The sequence below is a fragment of the Shimazuella sp. NTD250 genome, from assembly GCF_059510375.1.
In genome coordinates this window covers 123130-143995 of sequence record NZ_JCAJZS010000002.1, presented here as the reverse complement: position 1 = coordinate 143995, position 20866 = coordinate 123130, and the positions used below count along the sequence as shown (strand labels likewise).

General features: G+C 36.2%; 16 protein-coding genes. 13 read left to right on the top strand and 3 right to left on the bottom strand.

Annotated elements, in window-relative coordinates; translation table 11 throughout:
* Nucleotides 1–20: 20 nt before the first annotated feature.
* The gene (locus AC5WOF_RS05490; protein ID WP_496048944.1) at nucleotides 21–545 is read left to right on the top strand and encodes a dihydrofolate reductase family protein; all 525 of its coding nucleotides are present in this window, start codon (nucleotides 21–23) and stop codon (nucleotides 543–545) included.
* A 145-nt stretch (nucleotides 546–690) separates the two neighbouring features.
* Here the strand turns inward: AC5WOF_RS05490 and AC5WOF_RS05485 are convergent, their stop codons facing one another.
* Entirely contained in the window at nucleotides 691–969 is a 279-nt protein-coding gene (locus AC5WOF_RS05485; protein ID WP_496048943.1) for a hypothetical protein, read from the bottom strand.
* Nucleotides 970–1355: 386 nt separating this feature from the next.
* Nucleotides 1356–2591: a tetratricopeptide repeat protein gene (locus tag AC5WOF_RS05480; protein WP_496048942.1), complete on the bottom strand. Its 1236-nt coding sequence runs from the start codon at nucleotides 2589–2591 to the stop codon at nucleotides 1356–1358.
* 709 nt (nucleotides 2592–3300) lie between these two features.
* Between AC5WOF_RS05480 and AC5WOF_RS05475 the strand changes: the two genes are divergently transcribed.
* From AC5WOF_RS05475 to dinB, 11 genes are all read left to right on the top strand, one after another.
* On the top strand, nucleotides 3301–3630 hold the full coding sequence (locus AC5WOF_RS05475) for a hypothetical protein (protein ID WP_496048941.1): 330 nt from the start codon (nucleotides 3301–3303) through the stop codon (nucleotides 3628–3630).
* A 61-nt stretch (nucleotides 3631–3691) separates the two neighbouring features.
* On the top strand, nucleotides 3692–4363 hold the full coding sequence (locus tag AC5WOF_RS05470; RefSeq protein ID WP_496048940.1) for a nucleotidyl cyclase domain-containing protein: 672 nt from the start codon (nucleotides 3692–3694) through the stop codon (nucleotides 4361–4363).
* A gap of 49 nt (nucleotides 4364–4412) precedes the next feature.
* Nucleotides 4413–5612, top strand: a complete 1200-nt coding sequence (locus tag AC5WOF_RS05465) for an ATP-grasp domain-containing protein (RefSeq protein ID WP_496048939.1) — start codon at nucleotides 4413–4415, stop codon at nucleotides 5610–5612.
* Nucleotides 5613–5614: 2 nt separating this feature from the next.
* Complete coding sequence (locus AC5WOF_RS05460; protein ID WP_496048938.1) at nucleotides 5615–6031, top strand: DUF1905 domain-containing protein; 417 nt, start codon at nucleotides 5615–5617, stop codon at nucleotides 6029–6031.
* A 40-nt stretch (nucleotides 6032–6071) separates the two neighbouring features.
* Nucleotides 6072–7160 carry a hypothetical protein gene (locus AC5WOF_RS05455; protein ID WP_496048937.1) on the top strand — a complete coding sequence of 363 codons (1089 nt, stop codon included), beginning with the start codon at nucleotides 6072–6074 and terminating at the stop codon, nucleotides 7158–7160.
* Between the two features lie 3 nt (nucleotides 7161–7163).
* Entirely contained in the window at nucleotides 7164–7955 is a 792-nt protein-coding gene (locus AC5WOF_RS05450) for a class I SAM-dependent methyltransferase (RefSeq protein WP_496048936.1), read from the top strand.
* Nucleotides 7946–9055: a mandelate racemase/muconate lactonizing enzyme family protein gene (locus tag AC5WOF_RS05445; RefSeq protein ID WP_496048935.1), complete on the top strand. Its 1110-nt coding sequence runs from the start codon at nucleotides 7946–7948 to the stop codon at nucleotides 9053–9055. Before AC5WOF_RS05450 ends, AC5WOF_RS05445 begins: the two co-directional genes overlap by 10 nt.
* An 18-nt stretch (nucleotides 9056–9073) precedes the next feature.
* Nucleotides 9074–11308: a phosphoketolase family protein gene (locus tag AC5WOF_RS05440; protein WP_496048934.1), complete on the top strand. Its 2235-nt coding sequence runs from the start codon at nucleotides 9074–9076 to the stop codon at nucleotides 11306–11308.
* 35 nt (nucleotides 11309–11343) lie between these two features.
* On the top strand, nucleotides 11344–13113 hold the full coding sequence (locus tag AC5WOF_RS05435; protein ID WP_496048933.1) for a S9 family peptidase: 1770 nt from the start codon (nucleotides 11344–11346) through the stop codon (nucleotides 13111–13113).
* A 730-nt stretch (nucleotides 13114–13843) separates the two neighbouring features.
* Complete coding sequence (locus AC5WOF_RS05430) at nucleotides 13844–17725, top strand: KAP family P-loop NTPase fold protein (RefSeq protein ID WP_496048932.1); 3882 nt, start codon at nucleotides 13844–13846, stop codon at nucleotides 17723–17725.
* Between the two features lie 387 nt (nucleotides 17726–18112).
* Nucleotides 18113–19177 carry a DNA polymerase IV gene (gene dinB, locus AC5WOF_RS05425; RefSeq protein ID WP_496048931.1) on the top strand — a complete coding sequence of 355 codons (1065 nt, stop codon included), beginning with the start codon at nucleotides 18113–18115 and terminating at the stop codon, nucleotides 19175–19177.
* 133 nt (nucleotides 19178–19310) lie between these two features.
* On the opposite strand, the gene AC5WOF_RS05420 is transcribed toward dinB, so the two are convergent.
* Nucleotides 19311–19523, bottom strand: a complete 213-nt coding sequence (locus tag AC5WOF_RS05420; protein ID WP_496048930.1) for a hypothetical protein — start codon at nucleotides 19521–19523, stop codon at nucleotides 19311–19313.
* A 406-nt stretch (nucleotides 19524–19929) separates the two neighbouring features.
* On the opposite strand from AC5WOF_RS05420, the gene AC5WOF_RS05415 reads away from it, so the two are divergent.
* Nucleotides 19930–20853 carry a sugar ABC transporter substrate-binding protein gene (locus tag AC5WOF_RS05415; RefSeq protein ID WP_496048929.1) on the top strand — a complete coding sequence of 308 codons (924 nt, stop codon included), beginning with the start codon at nucleotides 19930–19932 and terminating at the stop codon, nucleotides 20851–20853.
* Nucleotides 20854–20866: the final 13 nt, after the last annotated feature.

Here is a 20866-nt window from a genome sequence, read left to right as displayed (position 1 = left end):
TAGGAAAGGGATGGGATAGAATGGAGAGAAAAGTCATCTTATATATCGCCATGTCGATTGATGGGCATATTGCTGATGATGAGGGTGGATTGGATTGGCTACATACTACCCAAGGAGAAGGTGACAATGGGTATAGTGAGTTTATCGAGCGGATCGATACTGTTGTCATGGGAAATACAACCTACAAAGAAATTCAGACGTTTGATGTCCCGTTTCCATATGCTGATAAAGAATGTTTTGTCTTTTCTAATCAAGCGGCAGGATCAGATGAGTATGTCCAATATACAAATGAAAATGTAGTAGATTTTGTCGAAAGGCTGAATCAGAAAGAAAAGAAAGATATTTGGATAGTTGGCGGAGGGAGTTTAATCAAACATTTTATGCAGCATCAGTTGATTGATGAATTGATACTGACCATTGCTCCGGTTACTTTAGGGAAGGGTATTCGACTCTTTCAAGGGGAGAGTATTGAGACACGATACCATTTGCAGAGTATTCAACGTATCAACGAATTTGCTCAGTTGAATTACATCAAAAAGAGGTAGTTTTATACTTTTATAAGATGAAAACATCCTTTCTTTTGTATTAGAAAAGGATGTTCAGTCATTTATATTTAGCGTTTCATTATTTTCGCTGGGTTGGTTCAACTTGGCAAGAACCGACCCTCCTTCCCTCAGGAAGGGGATTGGATCAGGAGTTCTCTTCCTGTTCCTTGAGACCGAGCAGGAGGATGACGCCCTTCCTCATCTCTGGAGTCAGTTCCAGTCCTCCCTGTTCGAGGAGCGGGCAGATCTGATTGATCTGGTCGTCCGTGAACGGCGTCGCACCTGCCATCTTGCGGAAGGGCTCCACCGCCTTCACTGTCTTGACAATGAAGTGGCCGAGGAGCCCGAACTTGGGGTTGTCCAAGATTTCGGGTACGCGTTGTGCGATCTGGTCGATTCCTGCCCGTCCTGTTTCACCAGACAAAAGTGCTCTCCTTAGTTGGAGTTCCTGATTTGTACCTACATATCATATTAATATTGATTAGATTTGTAAATTTCTTTTAATTTAATAGCTGTGGGAGAAGAAAGCATTGAAAAGTACTTTATAATGCGAATCAATTTTTTTATTTGATAGTAATATTATAAATATAGGATAAGGACGCAGTGAAGAAAATACTACATATGGATTTAGATGCTTTTAATTAGAGAAAGTTTTATTGATGAAAAAATCCCTTTATCCTATAAAAATAGGTAAAAAGGGATATATCCTATTTATGGAGGATCACTTTCAAATCTCATCGTAAGTCACCCCCTTTTCATGTCTGCTATTTATTTGTGTCTATTAAAAAGTAGGGAATCATAACTCCTATCCTACACTTGATGACTATTCTCTCTTATATGATTTTGGAATTCATCAAGGGATGCATAGTAATTTTCTTTGTATCCCGCCCGTTTCCAACATTCCGAAATATCCACTAATATGCTTTGCAATTTATTACGTAGATTGTATTGATTTGCTATTCTTTTGGCTGTTTTATAGTGTTCTATAGCATTTATGTACGATTTTTGATCTAGATAAAACCGAGCCAAAGACATGAGGGCATAACAATACCTTTGTGCATCTTTTGCTTGAGATCCTTCTTCAACTGCTATTTTCAAATATCGTTCTGATTCGTCGAATTGTTTCATTTTTTTATAAAGAAGACCAAGTTCAGTATATGTGGAGACAAGAAGATCTTTACCTGTTTTTTGCACAAATGTTAAAGCTTCTTTGTAGCAATTCTCAGCACTCGAATGATCTTTTAGGTTCACATAAATGTTTCCTAAAATAGTTAATAATTCTTGAGAACGACGATATTTTTGATTTCTTACAGCGATAGAGAAGCCATGTTTTGCATAAGAAAGAGCTTCGGTAAACCGATTTTTTTTATTTAGTAAAGCAGCCATGATTTCATACATATTCAATCGAATCTCAACATCGGTTATTTCTGGCAAAGAAGCCCACATTTCTTTTAAGAGGTGAAGAGCCTCATCTGTTTGATTTAATTTTTCCAGATAGGAAACTTTCCCGATTAGTAGATAATATCGGATCTCATTTTTTTCTTTATCAGGATCATAGTATCGTAATCCTTCATCAACTAAAATAAGTGAGTTTTGAATATCATTTCGTTCGTAAAAGCTTATTCTTGCAAGTTCTTTATAGGAAGTAGCAATGAGATTAAAGCTGCTATTGTTATTTTTTTTGCAGATTTCAATTACCTTTTCAAAGTGGGGTTTTGCTTGGCCCCATTTTCTTTTTTTCAAATACAATTTTCCCTTTAAATATTGGCTATATTCTTTAGGGACTTCTTTCTTATTCTCCATTTCTCTGATTTCTGACATAACTTGTGAAAGCAAATTTAATTCAATTTTAGACTCTAAGAGCATTAAGGTTAGTTTTAATTGTTCAGAGAGCTTTCTTTCTTTTTTGACAAGATCCAATAACGAGTTTCTTTTTAATCCTAGAACTTCTAATTTTGAGAAGTAAGCCTCCAATGTTCCTTCACGTACACGGTTGCCTTTTTCGATGTTGCTTATACTGGATATAGAAAGATTATCATCGGCCAAATCTTCTAGTCTCAGACCATTATTCCTTCGAAACGACCGTAAGGCTTGCCGTTCTTCCTCCTGTAACTGCAAATCACTCTACCTCCTCTTAACAAATATATTATATTTTTTTTCTAAAAAAAAGTCATCATAATAAACGAAATAAGCAAAAAATACAAATTATTTAAGAATGAACGTAGAAAAGAAAAGATAATGCGGCGAGATATGGTGTAAAGATAATATTTTTTTAAGACCAAAGAAATTAATTCTGAAAAAAACGCAAATTTGTCAGTAAATTCTTAGAAATATATAATCAAAAAAAAGAAGTTTGATAGGTTCTTGAAAAATATTAATGAATTGGTTTTTTATCTATTTTAATCCTGAATTGTTATTTGTTTCAAATGGGTAGAAAAATGTTTTCTTATTTCTGCTAAAAGAATAGGAGACTAAACCTTGTTAAACAATGGATTTACTATGGATCATTGATAACAGAACAATTCCTCATGAAGTCACGAGAGCTTTACAAGAATTAGCAGACAAGTACCATTACTCTGTTGATCTCATGAATCAGCATAAGTCACAGATTATAACTGATCTTCAACTCTCAGGAAAAGGGTATATCATTCGCTTTTTGTTTCCTAATGGTATGAGTGACACAGAAAGATGGATTCACGCTCTAATTCGCATGGAAGTAAGGAGATTACATGATTTAAAGAAAGGATGAAACAAAATGTTGAAAATTAGTTTGGAAGGAAATAGGGATAAAGTTAAGGAGTTCTTAGAATTTCTTAAAATAAGCCCACAATGGCGGTGCTATAGCCAATCTAGGCTATCAATGGGGGGAGATGAATTAAGAATGGATTATTTGTATGATGAAAATCCGTATGTGAAACCAACAATTTCTAACAAGAAAATAAGTAAAGTAACCATTACCAGTGAGGATAGAAAAACAATTGAATTTACCTTATTGAACGCTGAGATCACAGATATGGCGAATGGAACAACTTATATACATGGTAGGAATTATGACGTTTTCACTACCCCAAAACACATCAGTTAATAGATTGTAATTGTTTCCATGTAACACACAAAATAATCAATGATAGATGAAAGGAAACAAAATGAAAGCTTTTATGGTATATAGTGCTGAAAATTCTTTTGTTGCTCCTGCTTATGGTGAAAATTGGTGTGATTACATCCGCGATCCTGTAACCGGATTCATTTCCTTTCCTAGTTTCTTCAAAAGTTATACTCAGGAATTCCCTGATCTCTTAAAAAACTATGGAGCAGTAGGAATCGCAGTAGGAGATGTAGATAATCTAAAATCTTATTTTCAATCGATGAATGAAACAAATCCTTGGTCTTTTGGTCATCTAGCTGGAAATGCGTTCATGTCTCAATTGGGAAAAATCAGTTTATCTGCATTTAAAAAACTAGAGTACCCTTGGAGTGCATTATCTACTTTCGGTGGGGATGAAATGATTCTCGTCTGTGCAGGAAAAACACAAGCTGATTTTTACCTCTCTGTTGAAGGTTTCCATCATGAATTAGCTGATCGATTACCATTAACTGTTTCCTTTGCAGTGGGGTGGTTTGCAGTAGATAAAAACACTAAGCTTCCCACCCAACAGGATTTCACCTACTTAAGTGCCTCTGCTCTTTCTCTCGTGGATCGTGCGTTATTAGATGGAAAAAAACATATCAAGGAGATCAATGCCACTAGTAATTGTACTTTTATCAAAAAAATGCAGACAAAATGGCTGAAAGAGCAAGAATGGTGGAGTTGCCACTAGCAGCTCCAATTTATTTATCTTGTTATGTCTAAATCAGTGAGGTGATCGAATGAAAATTCTTCTGACTAGTGAAACACGCGTTAATCCAATAATTGAGTATGGAGAAAACATGGGGCATGAATTTCACTTAGTGAAAAATACAGAAACCATCTCAACTACATATCCTGGAATCCAACTTCACTCCTATGACGATTGGGGAAGTATTATTTCATATCTTCAAAGTACTCCAATTGATGCTGTTATCTCGATTTGTGGAAATACCCCTGAACAAATTGCCTTAACAAGAGATGGAATGATCAAGCATTACTCCGAAAGCGTGTTAGGAATTCCAACGATTGGCCATCCTCTGCAGTCAGCAATGATTGGAATTGACAAAGGACTCATGCGACAAGTGTTGTGTGAACATAGTGCAATTACAGTTGCACCTGGAGATGTTGTAACCAATAAGAGCGAGGCAACAAAATTAGCGGATCAAGTTGGGTATCCCATCATCTTAAAAGATCCTACCGGAAGTGCTGGTGCTAAAACCGCTTATTGTGTAACCCATAAGGAGATAGATCGTTATTTTGAAATGTATCGACCTTCCAAAGTTTTGATAGAAAAACACATTGAAGGGATCGAAATATCCATTGAGACGTTGAGCTACAAAGGGATAACTGTTCCTTTCGTTCCGATTTACAAAGGATCAACGCAATCAGGTGGACATCCCACCGAACGACTTAAAATCGCACCCTATCACTTACCAGAATCACGATTACCGGAATTACATGATGTCGTTCAAACGCTAGGGAAGTTGTTTCAATGGGAAGGGATTACCGACATTGACCTGATCATTCCTCAAAAAGGACCGATCACAGTGCTAGAAGTAAATACTCGATTTGGTGGAAGCACGGCTCTCACAACATTAACAGGAGTACCAAACACTTATCATGAGCTAGTGAAGATGGCTTTAAACAACTGGAAGCCACCAGAGATTCATACCAAATATCTGTCTTTGCAGATACCCGTTTTTCAACACTTTACACTTCAACAAAGCCAGCGAATCTTGGATGAATTTGCAACGGTACGACGGATCGCAAATAAGATTTTGCCTAGTCCAGTCAAATCGATTCTCACTATGTCTGGACCCACGAACCAGGTCATCCAAGATATAGACAAGCTTGTTTCGTTGATTTCCATAAAAGAAGCTTGGAAAGAATTCCATGAGGTAATTCAGTCATCGGCATACTATAAAGAATTGAGGGGATGAAAGTGGACTTTCAAACTACTGTTTCTTCCTTTGGAGATCTTTTAATTATTCGATTACCACGTGAGATCTGTGTAGATTTTCGTAGTCGCAAATGCAAGGGAACAATCAATGAATCTCCTTTTTCTGGAGTGATCTTACGGACAGATGAACAACCTCCATACATTCCATTATCAAAGAAAACGGAATTGAAATGGGGAGATGAGGTTCAAGTTCAGTTAAGCCTTGTTAATATTGGGCTTCCAAAAATGAATGTCCCTGATCAACTTCAGAAATTATTAGACGAAGCTGAAACAACCATTGATCAACTTCCGATTTACGAACAACAACAACTTTTAAGTACAATCTATGAAGCAAAAACCGATGAGATCCGTCTCATTCGAATGAAAGCGATTGTACAAGCATGTTTGGATAAGGAATAGATTGGTTTCTTTCAAAATAACTAAAGGGATGTGTACGAATATGAAAAGCAATCTACTTGCTCATGTAGATGAGAAATGTGTGTTGGAGTTAGAACAAAAATATAGTATTTGTGCAGAAGATATCATGATGATTGCCTTAAACACTTTAGGGGTTAATTCGGATTTTGATTCACCAAGAATGAGAATGAAAATACGTCTGAAGAGTCGCCCAGAATACTTGCTTCGATTAATTGTACCTCCTAACCGAAAAAAATCACCATTTTTCCTTACTCCTACTCAACTATTATTTCATGGAAAACCTTTTGCAGATGTATGTGAACTTGAAAATGATGATGTTGTGATGGGCTATTTCCGAAAAGGTGGGAATGTCCTTACGATGAACTCCAATGCTCGTAGTGTCTGTACAGGATGTGTCTTCTGTTATAATAGCTTGGAAGTTGCAGAGGACCCCAGGTTAAAAGTGTTAGATGATCTTGATCAATACTTTCACATCTTGGCCAATCAACAAGGTTGGAAAGATCTATCTTCTTTGGAGCAAGTTTGCCTTTCTACTGGTTGTTTTCTTTATGAACATCTCGCCATTCAACACTTAAAAAACGTGCGTCATACCCTGAATAATCATAATTTTAAAGGTCAACTGAATTTTCTGGGTTCCGTTATTCGCACCAATGAAGGATTCCAAGAACTGAATCAATACACCGCACCTTTTAAATTAACGTTAACCATTGAGTGTTTCACCAAAAGAGATGTCATATTGAAGAGTTCGAAAGCTGATCTCTTACCTGAACAGATGCCTGATTTATTAGCTCGTGCAAAATCCCAAGGATTGGATACGACATGGACCTACATTGTAGGTTTGGATGATCTTGAATCAGCAATGGAAGGGATAAAATCGATACTTCCACATACAACTAAAATGCCCTCCATTAATCTGTTTCAGTCCCATAATGAGTTCATGCAAGTGTTTGCTAGTGGTGAAGTAACCAATCTAGAATGGTACTTAAAATTCCGTAAGGAAATAGAAAAACTCCTTATTCCTACCACCCTTCGTCCCACAACCTGGGAATGTTATCGTACACTCTGGTACTTCACTTTTGATGGAAAACCAATGAATGAGATAGGATGGTAAAAAATGAACAAAGACATGGGGAATTCTTCCGTTGTTTTTACAGGTTTGGCAGATGAATATGTACAATTTCGTCCGAGATACCCGAAAGCATTTTTGAATCAGTTATTAGATTTCTTTCATGTAGACGGCTCTGGTAGACTGCTTGATTTGGGTTGTGGACCAGGTACGGTTACGATAGATATAAGGGATCGTTTTCAAGAAGTAATTGGATTAGATCCAAACGAAGACATGTTCCAAGCAGCATGTCTTCAGAAGGACAGGGAGAAGGCTGATAATGTTCAGTTTCAATTGATGAGAGCAGAAGATATCAGTGAAAAATTAGGATCGTTTCAACTTGTTACCTGTGTTTCCTCCTTTCACTGGATGGATCGTAGACTAGTATTACAAAAAGCTCATCAGCTCTTAACCGATGGTGGAGGAATTGCCATCTGGGGAATGGGAAGCTTCTGGGCGAGAAGAGAAAAATGGCAAGAAATCATGATCGATATCGTAAAAAAATATTTGGGACCAGAACGACGAGGATCAGAAGCAATGAATCGAAAACCTTCTCATCAAATTGTGGTAAAAGAAGAAGGCTTTAAAAATGTAGAGATGTTAAAGTATCCCATTGTTCAGACCTGGGATCTAGAAAGAATAATGGGATATTTGTATTCCTCATCGTTTGCTGCAAAAGAATTATTTGGTGACCGATTACCCGAATTCGATCGTGAAGTAAGAGAAGCATTGCAGACATTTAGTCCAGAAAATCATTTTGAAGATCATATCACAATCAAGGTGATTGTTGGATGGAAGTAAACAGTGTAAGAATTACTGATTTGTCCGTTGATTATGTAACGGTACCGTATGGGAATCAGTTTGTATCAGCATATTTTCTTGAAGTGTCTACGAATAAAGGGATATCGGGATTCTATGGACCCATACGACAATCCACTGTTGCGGTCCAACTAGCGACCATGAGAGAGACAATCAAAGGGTTGAATCCCCTTGCTACGGAACAGATTTGGAATAAAGTATTTTCTTCAACTCAATTTGGCGGAAGAACAGGAATATGGATGATGGCTTTAGGGGCGCTTGATTGCGCCCTTTGGGATATAAAAGGCAAAATATTGCAAATTCCTGTATTCGAACTGTTAGGTGGACCATGCCGAAACGAAATCCCTTGTTATGCGAGTTGTATGGGGTTTGATGAAGAAGGGGAAGAGGTTCCCAAGATAGTCAAACAGATAGAGACTGAAGGTTATCTTGCCCAAAAATGGGCACTTCGCAAGAGGGAATCTGAAAACGCGGATATCCTTTCCAGAAACATACAAAGTGCAAAACGGATTTGCAACTCATCGAAACAAAAAGTAATGTTCGAAATCCTCGGAGCTTGGAGCATCTCCCAAACAAAAGATTTTTGCAGTCAAATGAAGTCATACTCTATTGGTTGGATCGAGGAGCCGATTCCATCTGAAATGTTACTTACAAATTCGATAGATTTAAAGGACATACCAATTTCTATAGCAGCAGGAGAACATATTTACAATCGCTTTGAAGCATATTCTCTGCTGACATCAAAATTAATCGATTATTTTCAATTGGATATTGGATGGTGTGGAGGCATTACCGAAAGCATTCGTATTGTGGCTATGTCGTCTACATTGGGTATACCCATGATACCGCATGGCCATAATTTCCTTCCAGGACTTCATCTTGCGTTTGCATATGCTCCTGAAACCATTCCCATGTTGGAATATCACATTACTTTAGAGCCAAAAAGACAGATTTTTTATAAACATCCTGTTAAACCGAAAAACGGCAGTATTTCTCTTCCTGAGCAACCTGGTTTAGGAACAGAATTAACTCCTCATTTTCTAAAAAGAGAAAAACTCATAGAACCGAAAGCTTCTGTGTAGGAACAAGGAGCGGGTAATTTGAATGATAGAAAAATGGAAATAAGATATGAAGTCGATTCTTATGTGCGAGCTGCTAATTACTTAACTGTAGCTCAGTTATATTTATGTGATAATTTTCTACTTACGGAACAGCTGCAAAAAAATCATATAAAAGCTCGATCTTTTGGGCATTGGGGCAATGCTCCAGCAATTAATTTTATTTTTGCCCATTTGAATTATTTGCTCACTCGTATTCCAGAATTGAACATACTTCCAGTAGTAGGAACAGGGCACTCCGGGCCTTCGATCTTGGCCAATCTGTTTTTAGAAGGTACTCTTAGTGAATTTGATCCTTTTTGTACACCAGATATACAAGGAATCGCTTATCTATCTCGATCGTTTGCCACACCTAATGGATACCCTACTGAGTTATCTAGCAAAATTCCTGGGTGTATTCATCCTGGGGGTGAGCTAGGACATGCACTTAGTGTTGCATTTGGAGCGATATTGGATAATCCAGAAACGTTGGCGGTATGTATTTTAGGGGATGGGGAATGTGAAACAGGGCCAACGGCTGCTGCATGGCATGGAGCCAAATTCCTTAGTCCAACACACTCTGGAGCAGTTTTACCCATTATCAATTTAAATGGTTATAAAATGTCTAGTCAAAGCCTGCTAAGTATGATGTCAGAAACGGAAATAGAGTCTTATTTTTTTGGGTTAGGCTATGAGGTGCAATTTGTTAGTGGGACGCATACATCGATGGAAGAGGCTTTAGATTGGGCTGTTACTCAAATAGCTTATAAAAGGAAAAACCAAAGTAGGAGTAGGTGGCCACTTCTGATATTACGCACACCCAAAGGTTGGACAGGTCCAAAATCAGTTGATGGAAGGCAAATTGTGGGGACAGTCAAAGCACACAAAGCCCCACTTCAACCATCGGATAATTACAAAGATTCCATAGCTTTAGAAAAATGGTTACAAAGCTATTTGCCTCATGAATTATTCGATGAATGGGGACAAGCTAAAAATCTAAAAAAGATTGTTCCTCCACAAGAGAGAAGATTAGGAAAAACGCTGGATACCATTCGAAAGGCTAACCAAAAGATACAAATACATTTTCCTGATCCCATTTCATTATTAGAGAATGCAAAAACATCTAGAAGTCCAGCAAAGCATTTTGGACAGTTTTTATCCAAAGTATTAGAGACAAACGAAACAAAAAGAGCGATAAAAGTGTTCAGTCCAGACGAATTAAATTCAAACCAGCTACACTCTTTATTGGATGCAACCATCCGTAATAATGGATTTTCACAGAATAGGGATGGGTCTGTTCTAGAAATTTTAAGTGAACATGTTTGCCAGGGATGGTCACAAGGTTATGTTTTGAGTGGAAAACAGGCATGGTTTACTTCCTATGAGTGCTTTATACCTACTATTACCAGTGCATTGAGCCAATATATGAAATACTTATTGGAAGCCCCTGATTGGCAAGGAAGTTGGCCATCTTTAAATTATTTTCTTACGAGTTTAGCTTGGCAAAATAATTATTCGCATCAAAATCCTGAGTTTACCCAATCACTAATCGCAAAACATGGATCGAAGGTTCGATTATACTTTCCTCCTGATGCTCTTACTTTACTAGAATGTACAAAAGTTTGTATGCAATCGAATAATCTAGTGAATGTAGTGACTGCTGGTAAAACCGCATTACCAAGTTGGATAACTCCTACACAAGCCAAGATGTTAGCAGATAAAGGTGTGACTATTTTAACGGAAATCAGTGATCCTGAAACCCCTGATCTTATTTTTGCTGCTAGTGGTGACTATGTAACAAATGAAACGATTGAGGCAATCCGGTTCTTAAAAGAATACCTGCCAGATATTCGCATTCGTTTTGTATCGGTGTGTGAAATTACTTGTTTGGGTTCTTCGGATCAGTTTAGTCATGCACTAGTTCCCAGTGAATTTGAGAATATATTTACAGAACAGATGCCTGTAATATTTGCATTTAATGGCTATCCAGCAACCATCCAGACGCTTTTGTTTGAAAGGCCTAATCCGTCCAGATTTGCAGTACTTGGATACAAAGACGAAGGAACCACTACTTCTTTTTTGGGGATGTGTATTCGTAACGGAGTAAGCCGACATCATTTAGTCATAAAGGGGATGGATAACTTGGCTAACAGGGGAATCATCACCACCAGTATCAAAGAAATGATTCAAGAGGAATGTCATCGACGGATTCAAGAACATCTTTCCTTGAATTTATGACCGAATATTCCGTTAATTAATAGGAGGGTATTTGGATGGATAGTGGAGGAATACAACCCTTTTTAAATATCAACACCTGTCATTGTCCAAGTTTCTCACATGATGGTAAGCAGGTTGCTTATTTGTCTAATCAAACGGAAACCAATCAGATTTGGGTGATGAATGTAGAAGATCAATCCACAAAACAGGCAACTTCTCTTACCAATGCGGTTAAAAAGGTTTCTTATTCTCCTACTGATCCTATTTTGGCTTTTACGATGGATCAGGAGGGAGATGAAAAGTACCAAATTTATTTATTAAAGGATCAAGGAGAGCATCAACTACTTACAGACGGAAAATCGGTTAACTTTTTTGGTGGTTGGTCACCAGATGGCAATTACATTTTATATTCGAGTAATCGAAGAAACCCAAAGTATTTTGACATGTATATTCAATCGATAAAAAATACCAAGAAAAAATCAATAATATTGCAGTCTAATGAGTATTGGACTCCTCTTCAATGGAATCCAAATGGTAAAAGTATATTGCTTATGCGTCGATCAGAAGGAACCATGAATAATGATTTATTTTTGTTTCATTTAGAACGGAGAGAATTGGAACACCTTACTCCACACAAAGGACAAGCCTATCATTGGAGTTGGGATTTTCATGGGAGTGGAGAGAAATTACTGATTGTTACGGATGAAAAGACAGATTATGCCGAACTTATTTGGTTGGATCTGAAAAAGAAAACTCGCACTAGAATTGCATCTTTTCAAGATAAAGGAATTGATCTTTGTAGATTAAGTTCTAATGGAAGATATTTATTATATGGTATTCGGAAAGATGGCCGATCTATCCTTCGTCTTATAGAGATAGAAAAAAACAGAGTGATCTCACTTCCTTCTTTACCATTAGGTTATGTTTGGGATGCGACATGGGCAAATGACAAATATCTCGCGATCTCATTAGATGGTTCACAACATCCCACCAATCTATGGATATTAGATATAGAACAAAGTACCTGGATTACTTCTCACTTACCTAAATCTACTTATGTTCAGCCTCAATTAATTCACTGTACTAGTTTTGACGGTTTAAATGTTCCTGGATGGTTGTATCTTCCTACAAATGCAAAAACAAATAAGTTATTACCTGCTCTTATTCATGTTCATGGAGGACCCGAAGATCAAGCCAGACCTATATTTAATCCAGTTATTCAGTACTTTGTAAGTAATGGATTTGTTGTACTGACACCCAATATTAGAGGGTCGACAGGTTACGGAAAATCATATACGAAGCTAGATGATGGTAGAAAGCGTTGGGATGCTGTTGCAGATCTACATGCATGTTATCAATATTTAGCCAAGTCAAAATGGATAGATCCACGTCATGTTTCTATTATGGGTCATTCCTATGGAGGTTTTATGGTTCTAGCAGCTATGACTACTTATCCTGAAATTTGGGCCAAGGGTGTTGCTATTGCACCTATTTCTAATTTAGAAAGCTATTTAGAAAATACAAGCATACACCGAAGACGTTTTCGTGAGTTTGAGTATGGTTCTTTGAAATTGGACAGAAAATGGTTTCGTGAGGTTTCTCCTATTTATCATATAGATAAGTTGACATCACCACTTTTGCTAATTCATGGGGAAAATGACACTCGTATTCCCTATCAAGAAACTCTTACTTTTTTTAACAAACTTAAAAATGTACAGTCAAAAGTTAATTGTATTATTCTATCTAACGAAGGACATGAGATAACGAAAACAAAAAATCAAATCAATATATACAAGGAAATTGCATCGTTCCTAAAAAATAATTAAATCAGTAAGAACTCGTTAGATATGACTTGAAATTGTAAATGGAAAAAAAGATCGTGAAAGATCAAAAGGCTACAAACGAAATATTCGAGAGGGTACATTCCTTTTTTTAAGTCCATTTATCATATCTATGTGATCTATTTAGGGAGATTTCGGTAGTGCCTAAACTTTCCAAACGCATTATTTAATTGTCATTTCTCTGCATCGGTCTTCTATGTGCTTTTCACACTGAGTAATTCGTCTATTGTTATTTTTTCTCTTATCTAAATCAATTTGTCTATTTTACTTTTTTTGCCTGTGAACTGTATCAGGTAAAAAAAGAAACTAGAAGCAATTCAAAAAATATCGATTCTAGTATCAATTAATTTTTTCAATTGAGCTTCGTTTCATAGCTATTAGTTCTAACAGGGAGGACTCTCCTAATTGAATCAATCATGTCTAAACATTAAACGAATAATAACTTACCGACAAAAAAAGGATTATGTATTATTCAAATGGAAAATGTTAAAAGTCATATTCAGAAGGCGTTTTATCATGTTTATTGTTTTAAAGAAATTGATTCCATACAAATCAAATCGTTATTGTTTTCACTGTTCATTTCTTCACTGAATTATCCATAATCTGGAGCATATCTAGTTTCTTTGATATCTTCATATAAAAAGGGGGGTCCTTAAAAAATTATAAGATCTTTAAGTCCATTTTAGAAAAACTTATCTCAAGGAGGTTGAATTGATTGAAAGAAGGCTTTTTTTTAAAAGACACAGCATTGACGGACAAATCAAACGATGCGTTCCACCATGAGGACTATGCAAAAAATCTGAAAAAAATAATTGAGGAACATGAACCGCCTTTTAATATCGCCTTAATTGGGAAATGGGGGGTGGGGAAATCCTCCATCATTAACTTATTAAAACGAGAATTAAAGGGAAAACCAGAAGTACTAACTCATGAAATCAATGCATGGAAATATGAAAACGATTCCTTAAAGAAAGCTTTTTTAAAGCACCTCTGGCAAACATTTAATCGAGATATAGATATTAGTTATATGAAACTATTTGCAGAAAGCTTTAGAAAGAGTAGTGTGACCGCTACCATTAATGATAAAATCGTTACACCATGGCAATTGACTAAAGACATGATTCAGCTAATAGTAGTGATGGTAGCACTATTTTTGTTATCTTCAGTATCTGTTCTTATTTGTTTATATATTTGGGATGCCCTTAATGCGTGGTTTACTTCTAACACATTTATGGAAAATGCAAAGGATACATTTAAAACATTTGAACAAAATATCTGGGTGGTTGTTATCATTGCACCTCTCGCTAAGATATTAGAGGATCTTGTAAAGTCCTCCTTGCAGACGAAAATGGCAGATGTGAAGTTAGTTAAGCCAGTTGAGACTGCAGATGAGTACGAAGAACTGTTTAAAGAAGAAATTAGAAAATATAAGCTGAAAAATCCAGATTTTAAAAAGTTAGTGGTCATCGTGGACGACCTAGATAGGCTCAGTACAAAAAAAGTAGTTGCTGCTCTAGATGCAATTAAAGCGTTCGTAGAAATAAACGAATGTATCTTTATTGTAACTTGTGATGAAAATATATTAATTAACGCCTTAGAGAAAGAAAAACTGAGTGAATCTAGTGATATAGACGGCGAGCTGTTTCTAGATAAATTATTTCATTTTAGAATACCTTTACCTCCGATCATCGAAAATGATATGAGCGAATTTGCTACTAATATAACAAAACAAGAAGCACCAGGGCTTGTTAAACTATGTAATGGTCAATTTGAAGAAATTATTGATATTCTCATTCATTCGGAGGTAAGTACACCAAGACAAGTAAAAAAGTTGTTAAACACTTTTTCTAATAATTTATTGATAGCCCATTCAAGGGAAGCTAAGAAAAGAAAATTAGAACAGCAATTATTAACGGGAGAAAATGGAATCAAGTTCCTTGCAAAGCTTTCAGTTATCCAATCAGATTACAATGATATATATATGAAGGTCGTCCAGGACTTTAGCTACTTAGAAGACTTAATAAAATTTTATCAAGAGGAAAATCCTGATGACGAGGAAACTAAAACTTCCATAAAGATACTTTTTAATCAAAAGGATGCCACTTATAGAATCAAACCACATTATGAAGGATTAATAAATTTTCTGTCTCGGACCCAACATATTACAGTGGAAAACTTAGCTCCATACATCTATCTAGCTCAAGATACAATTGGGTTGAAAGCTGGAGATGAAAAACAGCGTGCAATTCGAAAGAATTTAGTAAGTGGAAATGAAAAAGGTATTGTAACTTTATTGACTAAAGAATCAAATCCTGAAAATCTTGCCTTTGCTATCATCGAAGAAGTAAAACGTTCATCAAGAAAAGAATTACCTTCTACCGTTAAAGCCGCAATTCAATTAATAAATTACGTTTCAGAAGGGAAAAAAGGACTTGCCAATGCTATTTCCTATCGATTATCCAATATAGAAATATCTCAAATTCGTTTCTGGCAGATAGATCCAAAAAATGTACTAGCAGTTTATCATTCAGCTGAAAACAATAAAGGTATTGAAAAAGCACTTTTGTTCCTAATGGAAGAGCTCTTTTTGAGAAGCGAAAACTGGAGGACCAATCTAGGGAAAGAAATGAATAATGAAAACTTCATTAGTGAGATATCAAGTCTTCTTAATATATTATTAGATGACAATGAACATTTACCAACAAGTGTTTGTCAGAAAATTAAAGTATTTCTAGCTGCTGAACACAATGACTATTCCTTCTTTCCTTTTGAAGAAATACACTCCCTTTATAGGAAACATAGTGACTTATTTTGGGAATATTTCGATTTTTGGTTTTATGAGCAATTAGTGGATGATTTGAAAAATATACAAGGAGATCGATTGAAGCAAGAAATAGAAACATTTCTTGGGGTCGCTCCATTAATTAGAGACCGCTATACGATTGAATTTATAGAGTCAATACCATTAGTCATCACATCAGTGCATACAAATCACGTGGTAGATACGGTAAGATTGTTAATTCCAGTTTTAAAAAATATTGATTCGAAATCAGGCTCCAAGATTGTAGCTGCTGTAACTGAATGTACGTTCAAAGAACGACAAGACATTATGGGAATTATGCAAATCATTCAGAAAATCCCTTTTAGTATAGAAAATAACGAGGATTTTGCAGAGCGATTGGATGTGTTTATTTCAAAACATCTTCCAGAAAATAACGACAACATCATAGAAGAGATAATAGGTGTAATAGAGTATGTTTTGACAAGTAATGATACGAATTTTGAAAGTTTTACAAAAACATTTGACTCTCTATTAAACAATGTATTAGAAACATCCATTAATGATAGGCTATTTGAAACAGTTAATGTATCCTTTACTGAAACGCAAAGAACAACATTATTTAGAAAAATAAATCTTCCTGCACAAGCTCGGTCTTATGATGTTTCTTTTTTCGATAGAGTGTATTCACTATATGCACTTCTTGGAAAAGAATCAGAAAATGATTACTTTATCCGCACATTTATGAAAGACGGTATATCATTCTTTCAAGGTGATGAATGGATCAACTATCTAAACTGGGCGAATGATTTTGTGAAGTTCTTTTCTATAGTCGCTAAAAAGTTAGATGAATCAGATATCACTAACTATATCAATGGGTTGTTTAGCTATGTAACAAACCAAGGACATCAAGAACTTGTTATTAAGGCACTGATGCATATTGGAAATCTAATGCCTGAATCAAAGGCTGTAGAATCCATTTTATATGCGATTAACAATGCAAGTACAGACTCCTCTAAAATCGATGCATTTCAGTTTTTGAAGTCATGTAATGAATATATTACAGAGAAAAATAATAACTTGGACCTTTATGTTGATTATTTATTAGACAATTTCCATCTAAAAGTTGAGAGTTTCTTGAAAGAGCTTTATTCAGAGTTTACTATGATTTCTGCAAAAAAAGTGTTAAAGCTAATAAAAAATGCAGCTTTTTTAGATGTGAATAAACTTAAAGCTAATTTAGTTACAATTCAAAACACTACAGGAAGATTTTTCTTAGCACTTGAAACAAACGAAGATAAAGAGGATATTTTTTATCAATTGCTACAGGACGACATTGAGGTGAAGGATATTGATAGTATTTTGCTTGCTTCATTAGAAACAAGCAATGTTACTTCTTTGCTAAACGGAGCAATGAGATCGGATGTTGAAAAAGATAAACACTATAGAGGCAAACTATTAAAATTATACATACCTTACTTTGACTCATTGAATAAGGCTTGTATGACCAATCTAATTGTTGATATTTTACGAGAAAGTGATGATGACTATATCAACGAAATGTGTGATATCCTTCTGACCGAGTATAACAACTTTAGGTTTGCACATGAAAAGAAACATATTTCAGCTCAAATTGTAGCTACGTTTAGAAATGTAAACATGGAGGCAAAAGAAAAAGTGTTGGATGTTGCTAAGATGTTTAAACTTGATAAAGAATTTGAAGTAGCATTAAAAGATGATATTCTATCTAATGATGAAAAAAATTTGGTATTTGATAAATTTAGTTTTAGACGGAATAGGTTATTGTTTCCTAAATAAGATAACCAAACAAAAGTTATATAACCTTTTGCTTTTAAACCGATGGTGAAGGACCACATTTGATATAAAATTTAAAGTTATGGAAGCTAATCCTAAGTTGATTGGCTTTTCTTTTTTCGGTATAGCTGGCAGTGATGAAGCAAATTAAAAGCAGTAATGGAAGTCCTGGTACGTTTACCTTGCACCCTTCTGAATTTTTTTTCTAATGTAAAGGGCACTATAGATTAGATTATCTGAGGTTTATCCAATGTTTATTTTATGGGTGCACTTTATAAGATAAAAGGGCATTTTTTATTTTGAACAAGTTTAGATGGTGCTGTTGATTGTCATTCAGAATAACCTCATAATATATATGCAAATGTATGTTTGATGAGGAGGTTTTGCGCAGTGAGGAAAATACTACATATGGATTTGGATGCTTTTTTTGCCAGCGTAGAGCAATTGGACAATCCTTCACTGCGGGGCAAACCGGTAATTGTAGGGGGAAGAGAGAACCGTGGGGTAGTTTCGACCTGTAGCTATGAAGCTAGGGCTTTTGGGGTGCATTCTGCGATGCCTGGGGTGGTTGCGAGAAGAAAGTGTCCCCAAGGGATATTCGTTCCTCCTAGATATGATCGCTATAGGGAAAAATCAGCAGAAGTGCGGAATGTTTATACCAGCTATACGGATCGTTATGAAACGATCAGTTTGGACGAAGCTTATCTCGATGTCTCTCACTATCCGGATGCTGTTCCGATTGCGAGAGAAATCAAACAGCGAATAAAAGAGGAAACCGGGTTAACGTGTAGCATCGGGCTTTCCTATAACAAATCATTAGCAAAAATAGCAAGCGATCTTAGGAAGCCAGATGCACTCGTGATTATTCGTCCAGAAGATGCTTTATCCATCTTGGAAAACCTCCCTATAGGTACTATTCATGGAATCGGAAAACGATCGAAAGAACGTTTAGCACAAAAAGAAATTTATACAATTAAAGACTTTTGGCAGCTGGCTCGTGAAGAAGTAGTCGAGATGTTTGGGAAATTTGGCTATGATCTCTATGATCGAGCGAGAGGAAGAGATGATAGAGAGATTGTCATGAATCGAGCTACGCAGTCTGTCAGCAGAGAAACTACTATGCCTGTTGATTTGTATGAAAGAGATGAAATAGCTCCCGTTGCAAGAGAACTTTTAGATGAAGTTATCGAAGTAGTGAAAAAGAAAAAATTATATCCCCAAACATTGTCTTTAAAAATCAGATATGCAGATTTTACAACCCATTCTAAACAACAAACCGTGACTTCGAACATAGATTGGTATTTTTTACTGGAAGAATTAATAGATACTTTTGACTATACAGGAGGGGTTCGTCTCGTATCAGTGCGTTTTTCTAATTTTAGCTTAAATCCGATAGGTCAAGGTTTTGAGCAGCTCTCTCTTGACTGGGATGAGAATATTACGAAAGGTATATGAAAAAACAGAAGAACTCCCATCGTATTTTTTTATGAATACGGTGGGAGTCTTTATTGTATCATTCACTATTTTCAGCAGCGTGCTCCCGGAAGGAAGCACGCTTTTGAGTGTCAGGTTTGACCCCTGTCACTCATTAACTACTAACAAAGGCTGTTAGGGTTTCGGCATCCCTGTCGAGCCACATGTAGTAGAAATCCTGCGACTCCCCGTTTTTTTCCATGAAGAAGTTGAGTGTTCCTTCGATGGTGGAGAAATTGATCATCACATCTTCATGAATCGAAGAAATGTCCAGGATGACCCCTTCCCCTTTTTTGATTTGAATACGCTGGATGTGACTGACTTTCACAGAGTCCTCCGAAGAGGAATATCCATCTTCGGATGTCTAGATGAAGAGTGTGAAATCTCCATAAGAGATTGTGAGCGGGTTTCCTTCTCCGGAAAATCGAGCACTGTCACTGAGACGCATTCGTTCTCCTAAGTGTGTTGAGCGGGTGCGTGATCATATTATCACAGCGAGATGATATCAGTTTTTTCTTAATATTAAGCTTTTGTAAATGATTTTTAATGTTATCCTATTTTTTCTATTTATGAGAATTTTATTTTTTTATGAGATTTATAATAATATTATTTACAAACAAAATATTAAACGTTTATGCTAAAGAATATAAAGTTCCTAACTGTAAAATATCTCAGAATGGGATGAAAGAAAAAACAAAAATTTCATTTTTACTAAATGCAAAAGGAGCGAAAATATGAAAAAGATTCTGTCTATTGTGATAGCGCTCTCATTGATTTTGACTCTTACCGCATGTGGATCGAAAAAAGATACCAAAAAGATCGCGATCCTCACCCCTTATCTTTCCTCCGTGACAACAAACCAAATGGTGAATTCACTTAAGAAGGAATCCAAGGCAAAAGGCTGGGAAGCCAATGTTGTGGATACCAAAGGGGATGTTGGTCAGCTTGCTAGTAGAATGGAAGATGTGATTGCTGCGAATGTGGATGCAATCGTATTGGTGAGCACAGATCCAAACCAATTAAAAGCGCAGATTCAAGCAGCAAAAGAAAAAAATATTCCTGTCTTTGGCTGTGATTCGGCTTATATTGATGGAATGGCTATGAATGCAACAAGTGATAATACAGCAATGTCCAAATTGATCACAGAGCATTTGTTTCAACAACTCGGAAACAAACCAATTAATCTAGTTGTTTTAACCTATCGTCCGCATCCGGGTGTATTGAAAAGAACATTGGAGTTAGACAAACTTCGCAAACAAAATCCATATGTGAAAAAAGTGATTGAACAGCAGGTTAATGTGCCTGGACCGATTGAAAATGCACGAAAACAAATGGAAAATATACTACTTGCCAATAAAGAAGATGGATCGATAACAGCAGTATGGGCAGGGTGGGATGAACCAGCAATTGGTGCAACTCAAGCAATTCAAGCTGCCGGCCGCAAAGGAATCATTGTAACAGGTATCGATGGAAACAGCCAAGCAGTTGATTTGATTAAAAAAGGTTCGCCATTAGTAGCAACCGTAAAACAAAACTTCACTGGTATGGCGGAACTGGTCACCAAACAAATCGAGCAAGTTTTCCAAGGAAAGGCAGTAACCGAAAAAGAACAATATGCTCCAGCTACTCTCATCACCAAAGAAAATGCTGGAAAATAAATAGGATGCAGCA

What these genes read in the sequence shown, in the direction of transcription:
- AC5WOF_RS05490 (WP_496048944.1), top strand. Translation starts at nt 21, where the DNA reads ATGGAGAGAAAAGTCATCTTATATATCGCCATGTCGATTGATGGGCAT.
- AC5WOF_RS05475 (WP_496048941.1), top strand. Translation starts at nt 3,301, where the DNA reads ATGTTGAAAATTAGTTTGGAAGGAAATAGGGATAAAGTTAAGGAGTTC.
- AC5WOF_RS05470 (WP_496048940.1), top strand. Translation starts at nt 3,692, where the DNA reads ATGAAAGCTTTTATGGTATATAGTGCTGAAAATTCTTTTGTTGCTCCT.
- AC5WOF_RS05465 (WP_496048939.1), top strand. Translation starts at nt 4,413, where the DNA reads ATGAAAATTCTTCTGACTAGTGAAACACGCGTTAATCCAATAATTGAG.
- AC5WOF_RS05455 (WP_496048937.1), top strand. Translation starts at nt 6,072, where the DNA reads ATGAAAAGCAATCTACTTGCTCATGTAGATGAGAAATGTGTGTTGGAG.
- AC5WOF_RS05450 (WP_496048936.1), top strand. Translation starts at nt 7,164, where the DNA reads ATGAACAAAGACATGGGGAATTCTTCCGTTGTTTTTACAGGTTTGGCA.
- AC5WOF_RS05445 (WP_496048935.1), top strand. Translation starts at nt 7,946, where the DNA reads ATGGAAGTAAACAGTGTAAGAATTACTGATTTGTCCGTTGATTATGTA.
- AC5WOF_RS05435 (WP_496048933.1), top strand. Translation starts at nt 11,344, where the DNA reads ATGGATAGTGGAGGAATACAACCCTTTTTAAATATCAACACCTGTCAT.
- AC5WOF_RS05415 (WP_496048929.1), top strand. Translation starts at nt 19,930, where the DNA reads ATGAAAAAGATTCTGTCTATTGTGATAGCGCTCTCATTGATTTTGACT.